Here is a 15,882-nt window from a genome sequence, read left to right on the forward strand (position 1 = left end):
CTAAAGGAGCCAGACATGTCGCAATCCGACATTGAGCCACCGCAACTTTACGCTGCTCGCGAGCCGATCTTTCCACGGCGGGTGCATGGCTGGTTCCGCAACCTGAAATGGATCATCATGGCGGTGACGCTGGGGATCTATTACGTCACCCCTTGGATCCGCTGGGACCGAGGCCCGAACCTGCCCGATCAGGCGGTTCTGGTGGACCTAGCCAACCGCCGCTTTTTCTTCTTCTGGATCGAGATCTGGCCACATGAATTCTACTTCGTCGCGGGCCTTCTGGTCATGGCGGGGCTGGGGCTGTTCCTCTTTACCTCGGCCCTTGGGCGGGTCTGGTGCGGCTATACCTGCCCGCAAACTGTCTGGACCGATCTGTTCATCCTGACCGAGCGTTGGGTGGATGGCGACCGCAATGCCCGTATCCGGCTGTGGAATGCGCCTTGGTCCGCCCAAAAGATCCGATTGCGCCTGACGAAATGGGCGATCTGGCTGGTGATCGCGGTGATGACCGGCGGGGCATGGATTTTCTATTTCACCGACGCGCCGACGCTTTTGCGCAACCTGTTTACCGGACAGGCGCATCCCGTCGCCTATATCACCATGGCGGTGATGACGGCGACGACCTTTGTCTTTGGCGGCTTCGCGCGTGAGCAGATCTGCATCTATGCCTGCCCATGGCCGCGCATCCAAGCCGCCATGATGGACGAGGACACGCTGACGGTTGCCTATCGTGACTGGCGCGGAGAGCCGCGCGGCAAGATCGCCAAGGGCGAGGCCACCCGCTCGGATGGCGGGACCAAGGGCGATTGTATCGACTGCATGGCTTGCGTGAACGTCTGCCCCATGGGCATCGACATTCGCGACGGGCAGCAGATGGAATGCATCACCTGCGCGCTGTGCATCGATGCCTGCGACGATGTCATGGCCAAGATAGGCAAGCCACGCGGGTTGATCGACTATATGGCGCTCAAGGACGAAACTGCCGAGCGCGCCGGAGAGAAGCCGAAGCCCGTTATCCGCCATATCCTGCGACCGCGCACTCTGCTGTATTTCACGCTTTGGTCCGGCATCGGGATTGCGCTTGTCGTGGCGCTGTTCATGCGTTCTCCCTTTGACCTGAACGTGACGCCGGTGCGTAATCCGCTTTACGTCACCATGTCGGATGGTGCGCTGCGCAATACCTATGTCCTGCGGCTGCGCAACAAGCAGGGCGCGGCGCATGATTTCCGGATCAGTGTCACTGGCCCGGATGGTGCTGCGCCTGAGGGCGCGGTGCTACAGCTCGAAGGGATCGAAAGCACGGTCCTGTCAGTGCCTGCCGACACCACCCACAGCCAGCGCGTCTATCTGACCGCCGCGCCCGGCTCGACCCTTGCCGAGGGCGGACAGGCCGAACTGACCCTATGGGTCGAGGATACCAGCGATGGCGTCAAATCCCATATCGAAACCGTCTTCCACGGAAAGGGCGAGCAATGACCCGAGAGCTTACCGGCAAGCATGTGCTGGCGATTACTGTCGCGGCTTTTGCCACGATCATCGGGGTCAATATCGTCATGGCGGTCAAGGCCGTCGGCACATTTCCGGGGCTTGAGGTTGCGAACAGCTATGTCGCCTCGCAGGTCTTTGACCGCGAGAGGCAGGCCCAGCAGGCCTTGGGCTGGACCGTGACGCCCGACTATGACGGGACGCGGCTGGTGCTGACGATCCGCGAGGCTCAGGGCAACCCCGCGCCGATCCGCGACCTCGCGGTGACGGTGGGGCGGCCGACCTATGTCAAGGACGACCAGCATCCGCAATTCACCTATCAGGGCGGGCAATATGTAGCGCCCCTTCAACTGGCTTCGGGTCTGTGGACCATTCATGTCCGCGCGGTTTCGCGCGACGGGACTGAGTTCCGCCAGCGCCTCGATCATTACCACGGCAGTCGGGTGAACTAGATGAGCGACGCTTCGCTTCACGATGCACGTCTTTCGGCCTGTCCCGCCTGTGATGCCGCCCCCTTGGCGCGTCAGCTAGCAGATCGGGCAGGGGCGGTGCAGCCCGATCTGATCCTGTCTCTGCCGACGATCCATTGTGCGACCTGCATCTCGGATGTCGAGGGCGCGCTGCGCCGTCATTCCGGTGTACGCGATGCCCGCGTGAACTTGACCCTGCGCCGCGTGACTGTCGATGCACCTGGCCTTGAGGCGCAGGAACTGATCAACGTGGTCGAGCGCGCGGGCTATGAGGCGCACGAGCTTGACCCTGCCGCACTCAGCGCCTCGGTCGCCGATCGGCAGGGGCGCGATATCCTGATGCGCATCGGCGTGTCGGGATTCGCGATGATGAACATCATGATCCTGTCCGTTGCGGTCTGGTCGGGGGCCGAGGCCGCGACGCGGGACATGTTCCATTTCATCTCGGGCGCGATTGCGCTGCCGACCGTCGCCTTTGCCGGACAGCCCTTTTTCTCCAGCGCATGGCGTTCGCTGCGTGCGGGGCGGCTGGGGATGGATGTGCCGATTTCTTTGGCGCTAATCCTTGCAAGCGCCATTTCGGTCTTTGAGACGATCTATTCCGGCCATCACGCCTATTTCGACGCGGCAGTGATGCTGTGCTTTTTCCTGCTGATCGGGCGCTATCTGGACTACCGCACCCGCGCCGTCGCGCGTTCCGCTGCCGAGGAACTGACCGCGCTCGAGGTGCCGCGCGCCTTCCGCATCACTCCCTCGGGCGATGAGGCTGTGCCGATCGCAGATCTTGTCCCCGGCGATCTGATCCGGCTGCGCCCCGGCGCGCGCGTTCCCGCCGACGGAGAGATCGTGCAGGGCACGAGCGACATCGACCGCTCGCTGCTAACCGGCGAAAGTATTCCGGTTCCCGCCGCTCCGGGCATGGCGCTTTCGGCGGGCGAGGGAAATCTGACCGGCCAGATGATCATGCGCGTCACGGCGGCGGGGCGGGACAGTTCGCTCGCCCGTTTGACGGCGCTGGTCGCGGCGGCGGAATCGGCGCGGGGTCGCTATACCTCGCTGGCCGAGCGTGCCTCGCGGCTATACTCGCCCATGGTGCATCTGCTGGCATTTGCGAGTTTTCTGGGTTGGTTCTGGGTGACCCGTGATCTGCGTCACGCGGTGAATATCGCGGCGGCGGTGCTGATCATCACCTGTCCTTGCGCGCTGGGATTGGCGGTCCCTACGGTGGTGACAGCGGCATCGGGGCGTTTGTTCCGGCGTGGCTTGCTGATCAAGGATGGTACCGCGTTGGAACGTCTGGCCGAGGTCGATACAGTTGTGTTCGACAAGACCGGAACGCTGACGATGGGCGTACCGCAGCTTGTCTCGCTGGACCCGTTGCCTGTGGCGCTTCGCCCGTTCGCCTTGGTTCTGGCGCAAGGCTCGTCCCATCCACTGGCGCAGGCCCTGGCGCAGGCGGTGCTAAAAGATGGGGTCAGTGCCGCCCAAGTGACCGATCTGCGCGAATTGCCGGGTGACGGAGTAAGCGCGCTGGCGAAGGGTGTCCCTATCCGGCTTGGTCGGGCGGAATGGCTCGGGGCCAGTCATGGCGATGCGACGCTTTCGGCCAGTTGGTTCCAGATGGGAGATTCACCCGCGATTCGACTGGAATTTGCCGACCGCCTTCGACCCGGAGCCAAGGATTGCGTGGCGCAGATCCTGCAATCGGGTAGGCGCGTTCTGCTGCTGTCTGGCGATGCTCCGCCGGTCGTACGCGATCTGGCGGACAGGCTCGAGATCAAGGATTGGCGGGCGGGCATTTCGCCTCAGGGCAAGGCCGAGGCGGTGCGGGCCCTGTCCGATCAGGGGCAAAAGGTGCTGATGGTCGGCGATGGCCTTAATGATACCGCCGCACTGAGCGTCGCGCATGTTTCGCTGTCACCCGCCTCGGCGCTGGATGCAGCGCGAACCGCCTCGGATATGGTGATGCTGGGCAATGATCTTGCTCCGGTGGCCGAGGCGCTGGCTGTTGCACGTCGCGCAAGGTCGAGGATCAAAGAGAACTTTGGCATCTCGATTCTATACAATATAGTCGCGGTTCCTTTTGCCATTCTGGGGTTCGCGACTCCCTTGATGGCGGCATTGGCGATGTCGCTAAGCTCGATCAGCGTGACGCTGAACGCGTTGCGACTACGCTGAAAGGGTTGGCATGGAAATTCTGGCGATCCTCATTCCGGTTTCACTTGGCCTCGGCGCTGCTGGGCTGGCAGCTTTTATCTGGGCGTTGCGCGGCAGGCAGTATGACGATCCCAAGGGCGATGCAGAGCGTATCCTGCGCAAGGATTGGGACGAGCACCCAAAGCCCTGAACGGGGCTGGAGCGGTCCAAAAACAAACCGCCCGGCAATTGACCGGGCGGTGAAGTTTATCTGCGCAGTTTGCCTCGGGATCGGTTAAGGTCCGGTCACCGTGCAGTTTTGCTGACGCGCAGCAAGTCGTCCGCAAGCCAGCTCCGCCATCTCTTTCGAGATACCGACGAAAATTGCTTCGTATCCGCGCGAGTTCGTTTCGACGCGGCTGGCTGCATTGCCCAGCGAGGAGTTTTCTTGCAGGGCGGTGCGCAGAAGGAGTTGTTCCGCTTCGCGTTGCGAGCGGTAAAGACCAAGCGAAACACCATAGGCGCTGCCATTGGCACTGTTGCGGTTGACGATCTGGGTCGCCTCGGGCGCTGCAATACCGTTCGGCTCACGCGAGGCGAGGATGATGGAATCAGGTTGTTCGGCGGGCTCATCTGATGCCCGAGCCGCACTGAGCATGAATAGCGAGGGCGTTCCCGGCTGGGCGAGACTTGCCGATTTGTCACGCAGTGGCGATGCGACCGGCCGGAGGATTTGTTCCTCGGAGGTCGTATCGGCGGGGGCGTCCCCTTCGGGGCGGCTGCTCGGGCGGGCAGAGGTCGCGCCAAGATCGTCGGTGCCTTTCGTCGAGGCGGAAGCGACTGGCGGCAGCGGCTTGCGGGCAGGACGGGCATCGCCCTCAGTCTTTCGGTTACGCGCCTGGGCTTTGGCGACGGCAGCCGAAATAGCGGCCGGTGTCACGATTGCGACCGTCGAAGCGCGGGCAACAGGTCGGTCCGAAGCAGAAAGCGCCGGGGTCTGAGCCACAGGTGCCGCAGCAACGGGCGTCGGCTCGACGCGGGCGACCTGAACGCGACGGGCGACTTTTTTCTCGACCATCAGCAGTTCAGGTGCGGCGGGCTTTACCTCGCGAACGTTTTTTGGCGCACTTCCAAATCCGGCATCCAGAAGCTGGGCCATGACCTGATTGCGATGCGCGGTCGAATTGCCGCCCATGACGGTTGCGATGATCCGCTTCGAGCCGCGCTTGGCCGAGGCCGTCAGGTTGAAGCCGGCCGCGCGGGTATATCCGGTCTTGATGCCGTCTGCTCCCTCGTAGCTGTCAAGGAAGCGCTTGTTGGTGCTGGAGACGGTCGCGATTCCGGCATCGGCCGAACGCCGCGAGAAGATCGAGTAATATTGCGGGAAATCGTAGAACAAGCGGCGACCCAGCGTGGTCATGTCGCGTGCCGTCGAATAATGGCCCTCGATCGTCAGGCCGTTGGCGTTGCGGAAGTTGGTGTTCCGCATCCCCAGAGCCCTGGCCATCGCCGTCATCTGCGCGGCGAATTTGGCTTCGGATCCCGCGAGGTTTTCTCCGATGGTCGTTGCCGCGTCGTTGGCCGATTTCACGGCAGCGGCACGGATCAGATAGCGCAGCTCAATTTTCTGGCCGGGCTTTAGACCCAGCCGCGACGGCGGTTGCGCTGCCGCATGGTTCGTCACGGTGAACTTGGAATCCAGACGAACCTGACCGCGTTCGATGGCGGTGAACGCCATATACAACGTCATCATCTTGGTCAGAGAGGCCGGATGCAGCCGCGTATCGGCGTTCTGCGAATAGATCTCCTTGCCGGAGCGTGCATCCATCACGAAAGCGGCGAAGGGTGCTGCCGCAACGGACATGGGCAGGGCCCATGCAAATAGGATCATCAGTCCGACTCGGACCTGTTTGGTGATTCTGCTCACTGTCCCGGTCTCTTCTGCCTCTGAGGGTCGGTTCAACATGCCGACCCTTCATTAATATTTGGACAATATCACGGCTTCGGTGGTTCGAAAACTGTAACTTTACGTTGATTCCCAGTAAATCCGGCATCTGGAGACGTTAATGCATTTGCGAACGGGGGCTTACATCGGGTCAGAAAGGCCCTATATTCGTGTCTTGATCAAACTGACCCCATTGCAGCCGACGTGACAGATCCGTTCATGACCAATCTTCCCCATGACCGTGAGGATGTCGAACTTGCGGTCAAGACAAAGCCGCGCACGAAGCGCCCTCCGTTGTATAAGGTTCTGCTTTTGAATGACGACTTCACTCCGATGGAGTTTGTCGTGCATGTGCTTGAGCGCCTGTTCAACATGACGCATGCGCAGGCCATCGAAATCATGCTGACCGTCCATCGCAAAGGTGTGGCGGTTGTCGGCGTGTTCTCGCACGAGATCGCCGAAACCAAGGTGGCGCAGGTGATGGAGCTTGCGCGCCGTCAGCAGCATCCGCTGCAATGTACAATGGAAAAAGAGTAAAACGTGGCAGGTTCCCGGCTGGAGCTCGTATTTGGCGGCTTGCCGCCTGAAGGTCGCTTGTTGCTGATTGGCGCAAGTGCCGAGAGCGATATGATCCATTTCGACACCGCACGGACGCAGATCGTCCAGCGGATGTTTCCCGATGTTCAGGCGCTGAAAGGGCAGGGCTTCGCGCCCGTCAGTCAGGCCGAGGGCGAGTTTGACGCAGCCGTTGTCTTTCTTCCCCGCGCCCGAGCCGAAGCCCGCGCGCGTATCGCCGAGGCCGTGGCTCATCTGGCTGACGGCGCCTCGCTTTGGATCGATGGACAGAAAACCGACGGTGTTGACGCGGTTCTGAAAGAATTGCGCGGCCTTGCTGAAGTCGAAGAGGTGCACTCCCGCGCCCATGGCAAGATCTTCCGCGTAACCTTGCCGAAATCCGACTGGATTCCCGAAGATTGGGCCGCCCGCGACCATGAGCCTGCTCCGGGCTTTGTGACCCGCCCCGGTGTTTTTTCGGCGGATGCGCCGGACCCTGCATCCGAGGCGTTGGCGGCGCACCTGCCCGAAAAACTGCCAAGCCGCATCGTCGATCTGGGTGCGGGTTGGGGCTGGCTTTCGGCGCAGATCCTGAAACATCCCGGCGTTAGCACGCTTCATCTGGTCGAGGCCGATTCGGTCGCATTGGATTGCGCCAAGCGCAACCTCACTGATCCGCGCGCCCAATTCCATTGGGCCGACGCGCTGGATTTCCGCCTGCCCGAGCCGGTGAATGGCGTGGTGATGAATCCGCCTTTCCACGAGGGGCGCATTGCCAATCCCAAGCTGGGCGCTGGCTTCATCCGTGCCGCTGCTAAGTTGCTGACAGGTTCAGGGCGGCTCTGGATGGTTGCAAACCGGCATTTGCCTTATGAACAGACCCTGCGCGACGTATTTGGCGATGTGCAGGAACTGGGCGGAGATTCCCGCTTCAAAATCTTGACTGCCACCGGCGCGAAGCGTCCGGGAAAACCGCAGCCATCGCCGAAAGGGCGCCGCAGATGAGCCTATCAGTACAGGGCCGCACCGCCATTGTCACCGGAGCGGCACGGGGACTTGGCCTTGCTATCGCCCGCCATCTGGCCGATGCGGGTGCGAATGTCATGTTCGCCGACAGTGATGAAAGCGCGCTTGAAGCCGAGCTGAGCGGTGAAGCCCTGACTGACGGGCCTATTCGCGCTTTTGCCGGCGATCTGGGGCAAAAGCTGACGATGGCCAATCTGGTTTCGGCGACCATTGATGCGTTCGACCGGATCGACATTCTTGTAAACGCACATCGCGCCGTGCAGCCCTGCGATCCGTTGGCGATCACCGACGAGATCATGGGCGACATGATGCGCGAGAACATGACGGCCGGTCTGAAACTGACACAAATGGTCGCCAAACGCATGGTCGCGCAGGCCGAGGCCGATGCCGAGTCGGGCGTTGCCACCTCGCAGAACGGTGCGATCATCAACCTGACGTCACTGGCTGCGGATCGGCCCCAGCCCCAGATGCTGGCATATTCGATTGCCAGCGCCGCGCAGGCGCAGGCGACGCGTTCAATGGCGATGGCGCTGGCATCGAAACGGATCAGGGTCAACGGAATCGCTTTCGGCTCGATGTTGTCGAACCAGCTTCAACTGAACCTGCGCGAGGATCCGGGGCTGCGCGACCGTCTGGTGGCCGCGACACCGTTGGGACGGATCGCCGCGGCGGATGAATTGGGACCGGTAGTGCAGTTTCTGGCCAGCGACGGTGCTGCTTTCATCACCGGCCAGATCCTGCGGGTCGATGGCGGGCGCAGCATCTGCGATCCGTTGGGACAGGACGCTTTCTAACCCTTTTTCTCCTCGGGGAAGGCTGCTTTGCAGGTATTGACGGCATTGACTGCGGAAGGGGTCAGTGCCTTTTTCCTTTCAACAAGGTTATCTCGCTTGCGTGTCTCGGATGCGGGGTCGATGGGGACTCGGTAGCGCTCGATATCGGTGACGTCGCGCAGGCAGGTCCGGTAGGCCACGCGCCGGTTTCCGTCCCGATCAACGAAGAAGTACGGACAATCGTCGACCTCGGTGCGGACCACCTGCCGTTCCTCCCAAGCGTAGCCGCGCGCGAGATTGCCTTCAACCTCCGCAAGAAGACGGGATACAGTTCTGTATTCACTGGTATTTCGTCCGATGCACCGCTCTTGGGGGGTGCCGCATGCGGTCAGGATCAGGACGGGCAGCAGACCAAGCGCGATATTGCGGGGCATGGACGGTATCTCTAGTTGTTTGGAACAGGATATGGCCGGTTCCTGATCCGGGCAATTCACGAATGCAGGGAATATCGCGATGCAGATGCAGCTTGAACGAGAGACCGCAGCGGCTTGGTTCCGCGAATTGCGCGACCGGATTGTCGCGGCCTTCGAAGGGCTCGAGGATCGCGGTCCTGATCAGCTTCCATCCGGTCGATTCGAGGTCCGCGAAACCCGCCGAGCGGATGGCGGTGGCGGCGGACTGATGTCCGTCATGCGTGACGGTCGCGTATTCGAGAAGGTCGGCGTCAACTGGTCGGCCGTTCATGGCGAATTGTCCGCCTCTGCCCGCAGCGCCATGGCCGCGCGGGGCGTGCCTGGGATCGAGGACGATCCGCGTTTCTGGGCTTCTGGGATCAGCCTTGTGGCGCATATGCGCAATCCGCATGCACCGGCAGTCCACATGAATACGCGGATGTTCTGGACTCCTGCCGCATGGTGGTTCGGTGGTGGAACCGACCTGAACCCCTGTCTGGAATATGCCGAGGATACCGCGCATTTCCACGATACCCTGAAAACCGCATGTGCTCCGCATGGCGCGGATTATTATGACCGGTTCAAGGATTGGGCGGATGAATATTTCTATATCCCGCATCGGCAACGCGCCCGCGGGGTGGGCGGCATTTTCTACGACGACCTGAATACCGGCGACTGGCAGGCGGATTTCGCCTTTACCAAAGCTGTCGGCGAGGCGTTTCTGCCGGCCTTCCTGCCGCTGGCCGAGGCGCGGATGAAGCAAGACTGGACCGAGGCCGACCGCGACGTGCAACTTGTGCATCGCGGACTGTATGCCGAGTATAACCTTGTCTATGATCGCGGCACGAAATTCGGTCTGGCCACGGGCCATGACGCCGATGCGGTGCTGATGAGCCTGCCGCCGCTAGCGAAATGGGTCTGAAACGAAAACGCCGCACCCGAGTGCGGCGTTCATTCATTCAGCCGATTTAACGACTCTGGCCGGGTTGCCGGCGACAGTCACGCCGGGCGACACATCATGCGTCACGACCGAGCCAGCCCCGACAATGGCACCGTTTCCAATCGTGATACCTGGCAGGATGATCGCCCCACCACCGATCCAGACATCGTCTCCGATCGTGATGGGCGCACCGTATTCGATGCCGCGTCGGCGCTTGTCGGCGTCGCGCGGGTGATCGGGGGTTAGCAGTTGCACCATAGGCCCGAACTGGCAACGTGCGCCGATGCGGATTTCGCACACATCCAGAAAAACGCAGCCGAAATTCACGAAGCAATCCGGTCCGAAATGGATGTGCTTGCCATAATCGACCGAGAACGGCGCGCGGATCACCGCACCGTTCCATGTGCCAAGCAACTGGGTCAAAGTCCGTGCGCGCGTCTTGTCGCCCACGATGGTCTGGTTGTAGTCGCGCATCAGCCCCTGCGCGGTTTTGCGCATGGCCACCAATTCCCCGTCACCCGGCGCGTAGGTGTGGCCGGCCAGCATGTCCTCGCGCGCGGTCAAATGAAGCCAAGCTCCAGTCGGGCCTCGTCGGACATCATGTCCATGCCCCATTGCGGCTGGAAGGTCATCTCGACATCGACCTGCTTGACGCCGGGAAGGGGTTCGACAGCGTCGGCGACCCAACCGGGCATTTCGCCCGCGACGGGGCAACCCGGCGCAGTCAGGGTCATGATGACGCGAACGACGTTCTCATCGTTGATGTCGATCGTATAGATCAACCCGAGGTCAAAGATATTGACCGGGATTTCGGGGTCATAGACGGTCTTGCAGGCCTCAACCACGCTGTCATAAAGCGGGTGCTCGGTCGTGGAGGGGGCGATCAACGGATCACCTTCCTTGAGATTTTCGGTCGTCATGCGGCACGTCCTGTCAATGCTTGCGGATTATATAGGACTCCGGACCGTCGGGGTCCAGTGTGCAAGCAAGACGTGATTAGAAACGAAAGTTCAACCGGCGCGCGATACCGAGATTGATTTCCGGCTGGTTGCGTTCCTGTACGATCGGGCTGTCGCCCGCATCGTTCAGCAGGCGTCCGAAGGTGACCTTGCCCAGAATCGAGGTCTTGGGCGTCAAGCTATAGCGCGCTTCAAGCGCGATATTGGCCGCGTAGATCCCGCCAGACGGATCATAGGCATCGAAATTGGGCGAGGCGGCGGCCTCATCCTCGGTCACGCCGAAATAGGTTCCAGTGAACGAATCGTCGCCCAGTTGCAGTTCGGCGGTGGTCCATAGGGTCAGCTTGTCGTTGACGATGAAACGGTATTTGGTCCCGATTTCGCCGACCAGACCGTCATGCCCGCCCACGCCGACGCGGACTGCGCCGTAGCTGGTCGCGTCGCCTGCGACATAGTTCAGACGCAGACCGACTTCGCCGGTCCAGTCGATGTCGTCCATGCCTTCCAGTTCGTCATGGTCCTTGGCGTCGCGATCCCCGATATAGCCGAAGGACGGGATCAGCGAGAAACCTTGCTTTTCGGTGCCGTCCTCGACACCCAGCGTCAGGTTGCGCATCGTTCCCCACGGACCCAGTTCGGCATCGTCCGAGCCGAAATAGCTTGGACCATAGCTGATACCGGCGCCGACATCGAATGATGCTTCGCTGATATTATTGATCCATTGCGCGCTTGCTGGCAGAGCGAACGATGTGGCGGTCAATAGGGCAATAGCAAACAGGTGGCGCATCATTTAATCCGGGAACTTGTTGCCGCAACCTATTGACGATTCTTATCTCACCAACAACCGTTGAACAGCCGGGATAACACGATATTTCCCGACTGTTGCATTCAGGTTCCTTCGGCTTGCTCCAGCCGCTCCAATGCCAGCAACCACAGGCTTTCGGCGCGCTGCATCGCTTCGACCGCCTCGGCATGCTTGCGCCCGAATTGCTTGGCCCTGAGAGAATCCTCGTAGGTCGCGGGATCGGCAAGGATCGCGTCCAGCTTCTTCGTCATCTCGGTCAGCTTCTCGATCCGCTCTTCGGCCTTGCGAAGGTCGGCGCGCAATTCGATGAACTTGTCGCGCGAGGGACGTTTGGGCGCAGGCTTTTCCTCGGGCTTCGCGGCGGGCTTGTCGTCACCGGCAAGCAGCATCCGGCGATAGTCGTCCAGATCGCCCTGCCACGGTTCGACCTTGCCCTGATCGACCAGCCACAACCGGTCGGCAACAAGGCTGAGCAGATGCATGTCGTGGCTGACCAGAACCACGGCGCCGGTGTAATCGTTAAGCGCCTCGGTCAGGGCTTCGCGCGACTCGATGTCGAGGTGGTTGGTCGGTTCGTCGAGGATCAGCAGATGCGGCGCGTCGATCGTGGCAAGCAGCAGCGAGAGCCGTGCTTTCTGACCGCCCGAAAGCTGTCCGACCTTGGTTGCTGCCTGTGCCTCCATCAGGCCGAAACCGGCAAGACGGGCGCGCAGCTTGGCCGGAGTCTCGCCGGGGCGTAGACGCCGGACGTGATCCAATGGCGTTTCGTCCAGGTCCAGTTCGTCGACCTGATGCTGGGCGAAATAGCCGATGCGCAGCTTGCCCGAGCGGGCGATCTTGCCCTCCTGCGGATCAAGCCGTTCGGCTAGTAGTTTCGACAGCGTCGATTTGCCTTGTCCGTTGCGGCCCAGCAGCGCGATCCGGTCGTCCTGATCTATCCGCAGGCTCAGCTTGCGCAGCACGGCGCGGCCATCGTAGCCGACGGCCAGATCCTCCATCGAGATGATCGGCGGCGACAACTGGTCGGGCTGCGGGAAGGTGAAGCGGTGGAACTTGGCTTCTTCAGGTGCCGTGATCGGCTCCATCTTGGCCAGCATCTTGATGCGGGCCTGCGCCTGAACGGCCTTGCTGGCCTTGGCGCGGAAGCGGTCCACGAAACTTTGCAGATGCGCGCGGCGGGCGTCCTGCTTTTTGGCCTCGGCGGCTTGCAGGGCGCGTTTCTCGGCGCGGGTGCGGGCGAAGGTGTCGTAGCCGCCGGTGTAAAGCGTCAGCTTGCGATCCTCGACATGCAGGATGTGGCTCACGGCGCGGTTCAGCAGATCGCGGTCGTGGCTGATGACGACCACGGTGTGCGGATAGCGCATGAGATAGCTTTCCAGCCACAACGCGCCTTCCAGATCCAGATAGTTGGTCGGTTCGTCCAAAAGCAACAGGTCGGGCTGCGAGAACAGGACCCCCGCCAGTGCCACGCGCATCCGCCATCCGCCAGAGTAGTCGCTGGTCGGGCGGGCCTGATCCTCGGTCGAGAAGCCAAGCCCCTTCAGGATGGACGCCGCGCGGGCTTCGGCGGACCATGCGTCAATATCGGCAAGGCGGGCGTGGATCTCTCCGATGCGGGTCGGGTCGATTGCGTGCTCGGATTCGGCCAGCAATTCCGCGCGCTCGGTGTCGGCGGCCAGCACGGTGTCCAGCACGCTGATCTCGTTGCCAGGCGATTCCTGCGCGACGCCGCCGATGCGAGCGCGCGAGGGCAGGCTGATCTCGCCGCCATCCAAAGTCAGCTCGCCACGGATCAGCTTGAACAGCGTCGTTTTTCCGGCCCCGTTCGGACCGACAAGGCCCACCTTGTGGCCATAGGGAATGGAAGCCGAAGCCTGCTCGAGAAGCGGTCGACCGGCGATTGAATAGGATATGTCATCGATGCGCAGCATGAAGCACGGCATGGAGCAAGGCGCGTGTCGCGTCAATGCCGCGCCGCCTTTTCATCGCACGTCCCGCGTGGTAACCGAGCGCGGATTTCAGGGCAATCTGGCCCGACTTTGCAAAAGGACATCTGACATGGCGACCGAACGCACGCTTTCGATCATCAAACCCGACGCCACCAAGCGCAACCTGACCGGCAAGATCAACGCTAAGTTCGAAGATGCGGGCCTGCGCATCGTCGCACAGAAGCGCATCCAACTGACCCTGGCTCAAGCCGGTCAGTTCTATGCCGAGCACAAAGAGCGCCCCTTCTTCGGTGAACTGACCGAGTTCATGGTGTCCGAGCCGGTCGTCGTGCAAGTTCTGGAAGGCGAAGGCGCTATCCTGAAAAACCGCGAAGTCATGGGCGCCACCAACCCGGCGAACGCCGATGAAGGCACCATCCGCAAAGAGTTCGCTCTGTCGGTCGGCGAGAACTCGGTCCACGGTTCGGACAGCCCGGAAGCTGCTGCCCGCGAGATCGCCTTCTTCTTCTCGGGCCTCGAACTGGTCGGCTAATTCAGGGATGGCCTGACTGGCCTTCTTGTTACATGAATTCCAAGGGCCGCCCTTTCGGGGCGGCCCTTTTCATTATTGCTGTTTGGCTTCAAGATCGAAGCGGATCAGGACCGGAAAGCCCACCGTACTTTCATCGGCATAGCTCGCGCCGATGCCGAAATCGCGGCGGTCCACCTGCAACTCGCCCTTGGCCTTGGCCAAATCGCCATCGACCGTCAATTCGAATGGCATCTCGGCGGGGATCGTCTTACCCGCAATTGTCAGGTTGCCCTTGGCGATGTGTGACGCCCCGTCGGCCTGAATATCGGCCTCGAAACGGGCTGTCGGGAATTGCGGCGCGTTCAGGAAATCCGGTCCCTTGGCCGAGTCGCTGACCGCGCCGAGTGTCAGCGAAGTCACGTCGATATCGACCCCGACCTTGCCCGTCTGCGTTTCGGGATCATAGGCGATGTTAGCGCTCCAACCCGAGAATTGGCCCTGAATCGGGCTGCCGCCTTGTTTGACCTCGATCGACAACGTGCCCTGCTGGACCACCCAACCGGAAGCGGGAGCCGTCGTGGCAACGGGCGCGTCCGCCTTTTCCGGGGCTTGGGCCGAAACAATCACGGTGCCAGTCCACAAGGCAAGCGCCGCAACTGCCGCCAAGGCATGGGGCAAGAAAGATCTTGATACGGAATGCGGAGGTTCGGGGGCGCGATCCGCAGGTCCGGCCATACGGTTCAGCGTGCCGTCGCGGTCGACCAACGCATGTTTCATCGCGCCTGCGACATGCAGCACGATGAGCGCGGCAAGCACCCACCAGCCTGTTTCGTGGAAATGGGCAAAGCTCTCGGACAGCGCGGCATCCTCGGGGACGAAGGGCAGGCGTTGCCCCAGCGGCCACAGGATCCGAGAAAACCCGCCCGGGGCCGACGAATGCAGCAGCCAGCCGGTCAGCGGCATGATCACCATGCCGATCCATAGGGCCCAATGCACGGTTTCGGCGACGAAGTGCTCGATCAGGCGTTCGGGATGCAATGGTCGGGGTTTCGTCTGGGTCAGGGTCCAAAGGATGCGCAGGACTGCCAGAAACAGCGCGGCGACTCCGACGGTCTTGTGGACCGAGAAGGTGGCGAAGATCGCTTGCAACTCGGCTTCGGTGCCGCGTGGCATGCTGCCTGCGTAAAGGCCAAGCCCGATGGCGGTCAGGATCAGCACGGCGATGCTCCAATGGAACAGGCGGGCGACCCAACCATAGCTTCGGGCGGTATTTGCGGCAGTCATCAGGCTTCTCCCATGGCTTCGCGCCAGTGACGGCGACAGAGCGAGACATATGTTTCGTTTCCACCGATCTGGACCTGCGCCCCTTCATGCAGGACGCGGCCCTGTTCGTCCTGACGGATGACCATGGTGGCTTTGCGACCGCAGTGGCAGATCGTGCGGACCTCGCGCAGGTCGTCTGCCCAGGCCAGCAGCGCGGCCGAGCCGGGGAACAGCTGGCCGCGGAAATCCACCCGCAGACCGTAGCACATCACGGGTAGGCCAAGGTCGTCGCTGGTGCGGGCAAGTTGCCAGACCTGAGCCTCGGTCAGGAACTGGGCTTCGTCGATGAACACGCAGGCGCAATCCCGACCTTTGGTCTGGATCAGGTCGAAGAGATCGGCTTCGGGGCTGAATGCGGTTGCGCGCTCGGCAATTCCGATGCGGCTGGCGATGACGCCCTGACCTGCGCGGCTGTCCAGCGCAGCGGTCAGAAGTAGTGTCTCCATGCCGCGCTCGCGGTAGTTATACGCTGCTTGCAGCAAGAGCGTACTCTTGCCGGCGTTCATGGTGGAGTAATGGAAATAAAGCTTGGCCATGCAGGCAGATAGCCTTG

17 protein-coding genes are annotated in these 15,882 nt (G+C 61.7%); 9 read left to right on the forward strand and 8 right to left on the reverse strand.

What is annotated here, in order from left to right; translation table 11 throughout:
* Nucleotides 1-15: 15 nt before the first annotated feature.
* From ccoG to ccoS, 4 genes are read left to right on the forward strand one after another with little or no spacing between them, the layout of a single operon-like run.
* The gene (gene ccoG / locus GL286_RS06675) at nucleotides 16-1,476 is read left to right on the forward strand and encodes a cytochrome c oxidase accessory protein CcoG (protein WP_155094772.1); all 1,461 of its coding nucleotides are present in this window, start codon (nucleotides 16-18) and stop codon (nucleotides 1,474-1,476) included.
* Nucleotides 1,473-1,937, forward strand: coding sequence for a FixH family protein (locus tag GL286_RS06680; protein ID WP_155094773.1), 465 nt, complete (start codon nucleotides 1,473-1,475; stop codon nucleotides 1,935-1,937). Before ccoG ends, GL286_RS06680 begins: the two co-directional genes overlap by 4 nt.
* Nucleotides 1,938-4,133, forward strand: coding sequence for a heavy metal translocating P-type ATPase (locus GL286_RS06685; RefSeq protein ID WP_155094774.1), 2,196 nt, complete (start codon nucleotides 1,938-1,940; stop codon nucleotides 4,131-4,133).
* Nucleotides 4,134-4,143: 10 nt separating this feature from the next.
* Nucleotides 4,144-4,302 (forward strand): cbb3-type cytochrome oxidase assembly protein CcoS, encoded by a 159-nt coding sequence (gene ccoS / locus GL286_RS06690; protein WP_155094775.1) that lies wholly within the window; start codon nucleotides 4,144-4,146, stop codon nucleotides 4,300-4,302.
* A gap of 84 nt (nucleotides 4,303-4,386) precedes the next feature.
* Here ccoS and GL286_RS06695 read toward each other — a convergent pair whose 3' ends face one another.
* Nucleotides 4,387-5,982: a D-alanyl-D-alanine carboxypeptidase family protein gene (locus GL286_RS06695; RefSeq protein ID WP_246184858.1), complete on the reverse strand. Its 1,596-nt coding sequence runs from the start codon at nucleotides 5,980-5,982 to the stop codon at nucleotides 4,387-4,389.
* Nucleotides 5,983-6,255: 273 nt separating this feature from the next.
* Here GL286_RS06695 and clpS point away from each other — a divergent pair, with 273 nt between their 5' ends.
* Genes clpS through GL286_RS06710 form a run of 3 tightly spaced genes read left to right on the forward strand, consistent with a single transcriptional unit; the run spans nucleotide 6,256 to nucleotide 8,411 of the window.
* Nucleotides 6,256-6,573 (forward strand): ATP-dependent Clp protease adapter ClpS, encoded by a 318-nt coding sequence (clpS, locus tag GL286_RS06700; RefSeq protein WP_155094776.1) that lies wholly within the window; start codon nucleotides 6,256-6,258, stop codon nucleotides 6,571-6,573.
* A 3-nt stretch (nucleotides 6,574-6,576) separates the two neighbouring features.
* The gene (locus GL286_RS06705) at nucleotides 6,577-7,596 is read left to right on the forward strand and encodes a methyltransferase (protein ID WP_170295073.1); all 1,020 of its coding nucleotides are present in this window, start codon (nucleotides 6,577-6,579) and stop codon (nucleotides 7,594-7,596) included.
* On the forward strand, nucleotides 7,593-8,411 hold the full coding sequence (locus GL286_RS06710; RefSeq protein WP_155094777.1) for an SDR family NAD(P)-dependent oxidoreductase: 819 nt from the start codon (nucleotides 7,593-7,595) through the stop codon (nucleotides 8,409-8,411). The genes GL286_RS06705 and GL286_RS06710 overlap by 4 nt, the downstream gene beginning before the upstream one ends.
* On the opposite strand, the gene GL286_RS06715 is transcribed toward GL286_RS06710, so the two are convergent.
* Nucleotides 8,408-8,824: a hypothetical protein gene (locus GL286_RS06715; RefSeq protein ID WP_155094778.1), complete on the reverse strand. Its 417-nt coding sequence runs from the start codon at nucleotides 8,822-8,824 to the stop codon at nucleotides 8,408-8,410. The genes GL286_RS06710 and GL286_RS06715 overlap by 4 nt on opposite strands.
* A gap of 79 nt (nucleotides 8,825-8,903) precedes the next feature.
* Here GL286_RS06715 and hemF point away from each other — a divergent pair, with 79 nt between their 5' ends.
* A complete protein-coding gene (gene hemF / locus GL286_RS06720) occupies nucleotides 8,904-9,764 on the forward strand; it encodes an oxygen-dependent coproporphyrinogen oxidase (protein ID WP_155094779.1) in 861 nt (286 codons plus the stop codon).
* A gap of 33 nt (nucleotides 9,765-9,797) precedes the next feature.
* Here the strand turns inward: hemF and GL286_RS06725 are convergent, their stop codons facing one another.
* From GL286_RS06725 to GL286_RS06740, 4 genes are all read right to left on the reverse strand, one after another.
* Nucleotides 9,798-10,346: a sugar O-acetyltransferase gene (locus GL286_RS06725; RefSeq protein ID WP_246184859.1), complete on the reverse strand. Its 549-nt coding sequence runs from the start codon at nucleotides 10,344-10,346 to the stop codon at nucleotides 9,798-9,800.
* Entirely contained in the window at nucleotides 10,343-10,702 is a 360-nt protein-coding gene (locus GL286_RS06730; protein ID WP_155094780.1) for an SUF system Fe-S cluster assembly protein, read from the reverse strand. The genes GL286_RS06725 and GL286_RS06730 overlap by 4 nt, the downstream gene beginning before the upstream one ends.
* 76 nt (nucleotides 10,703-10,778) lie before the next feature.
* Entirely contained in the window at nucleotides 10,779-11,528 is a 750-nt protein-coding gene (locus tag GL286_RS06735) for a MipA/OmpV family protein (RefSeq protein ID WP_155094781.1), read from the reverse strand.
* 101 nt (nucleotides 11,529-11,629) lie between these two features.
* Complete coding sequence (locus tag GL286_RS06740) at nucleotides 11,630-13,477, reverse strand: ABC-F family ATP-binding cassette domain-containing protein (RefSeq protein ID WP_155094782.1); 1,848 nt, start codon at nucleotides 13,475-13,477, stop codon at nucleotides 11,630-11,632.
* 127 nt (nucleotides 13,478-13,604) lie between these two features.
* Here GL286_RS06740 and ndk point away from each other — a divergent pair, with 127 nt between their 5' ends.
* Complete coding sequence (gene ndk, locus GL286_RS06745) at nucleotides 13,605-14,027, forward strand: nucleoside-diphosphate kinase (RefSeq protein WP_134680709.1); 423 nt, start codon at nucleotides 13,605-13,607, stop codon at nucleotides 14,025-14,027.
* Between the two features lie 72 nt (nucleotides 14,028-14,099).
* Here the strand turns inward: ndk and GL286_RS06750 are convergent, their stop codons facing one another.
* Nucleotides 14,100-15,290 carry a cytochrome b/b6 domain-containing protein gene (locus GL286_RS06750; RefSeq protein ID WP_155094783.1) on the reverse strand — a complete coding sequence of 397 codons (1,191 nt, stop codon included), beginning with the start codon at nucleotides 15,288-15,290 and terminating at the stop codon, nucleotides 14,100-14,102.
* The gene (locus tag GL286_RS06755) at nucleotides 15,290-15,865 is read right to left on the reverse strand and encodes a thymidine kinase (protein ID WP_155094784.1); all 576 of its coding nucleotides are present in this window, start codon (nucleotides 15,863-15,865) and stop codon (nucleotides 15,290-15,292) included. Before GL286_RS06755 ends, GL286_RS06750 begins: the two co-directional genes overlap by 1 nt.
* Between the last annotated feature and the right edge of the window lie 17 nt (nucleotides 15,866-15,882).

It is taken from the genome of Paracoccus aestuariivivens (assembly GCF_009711225.1).
Classification (GTDB): domain Bacteria; phylum Pseudomonadota; class Alphaproteobacteria; order Rhodobacterales; family Rhodobacteraceae; genus Paracoccus; species Paracoccus aestuariivivens.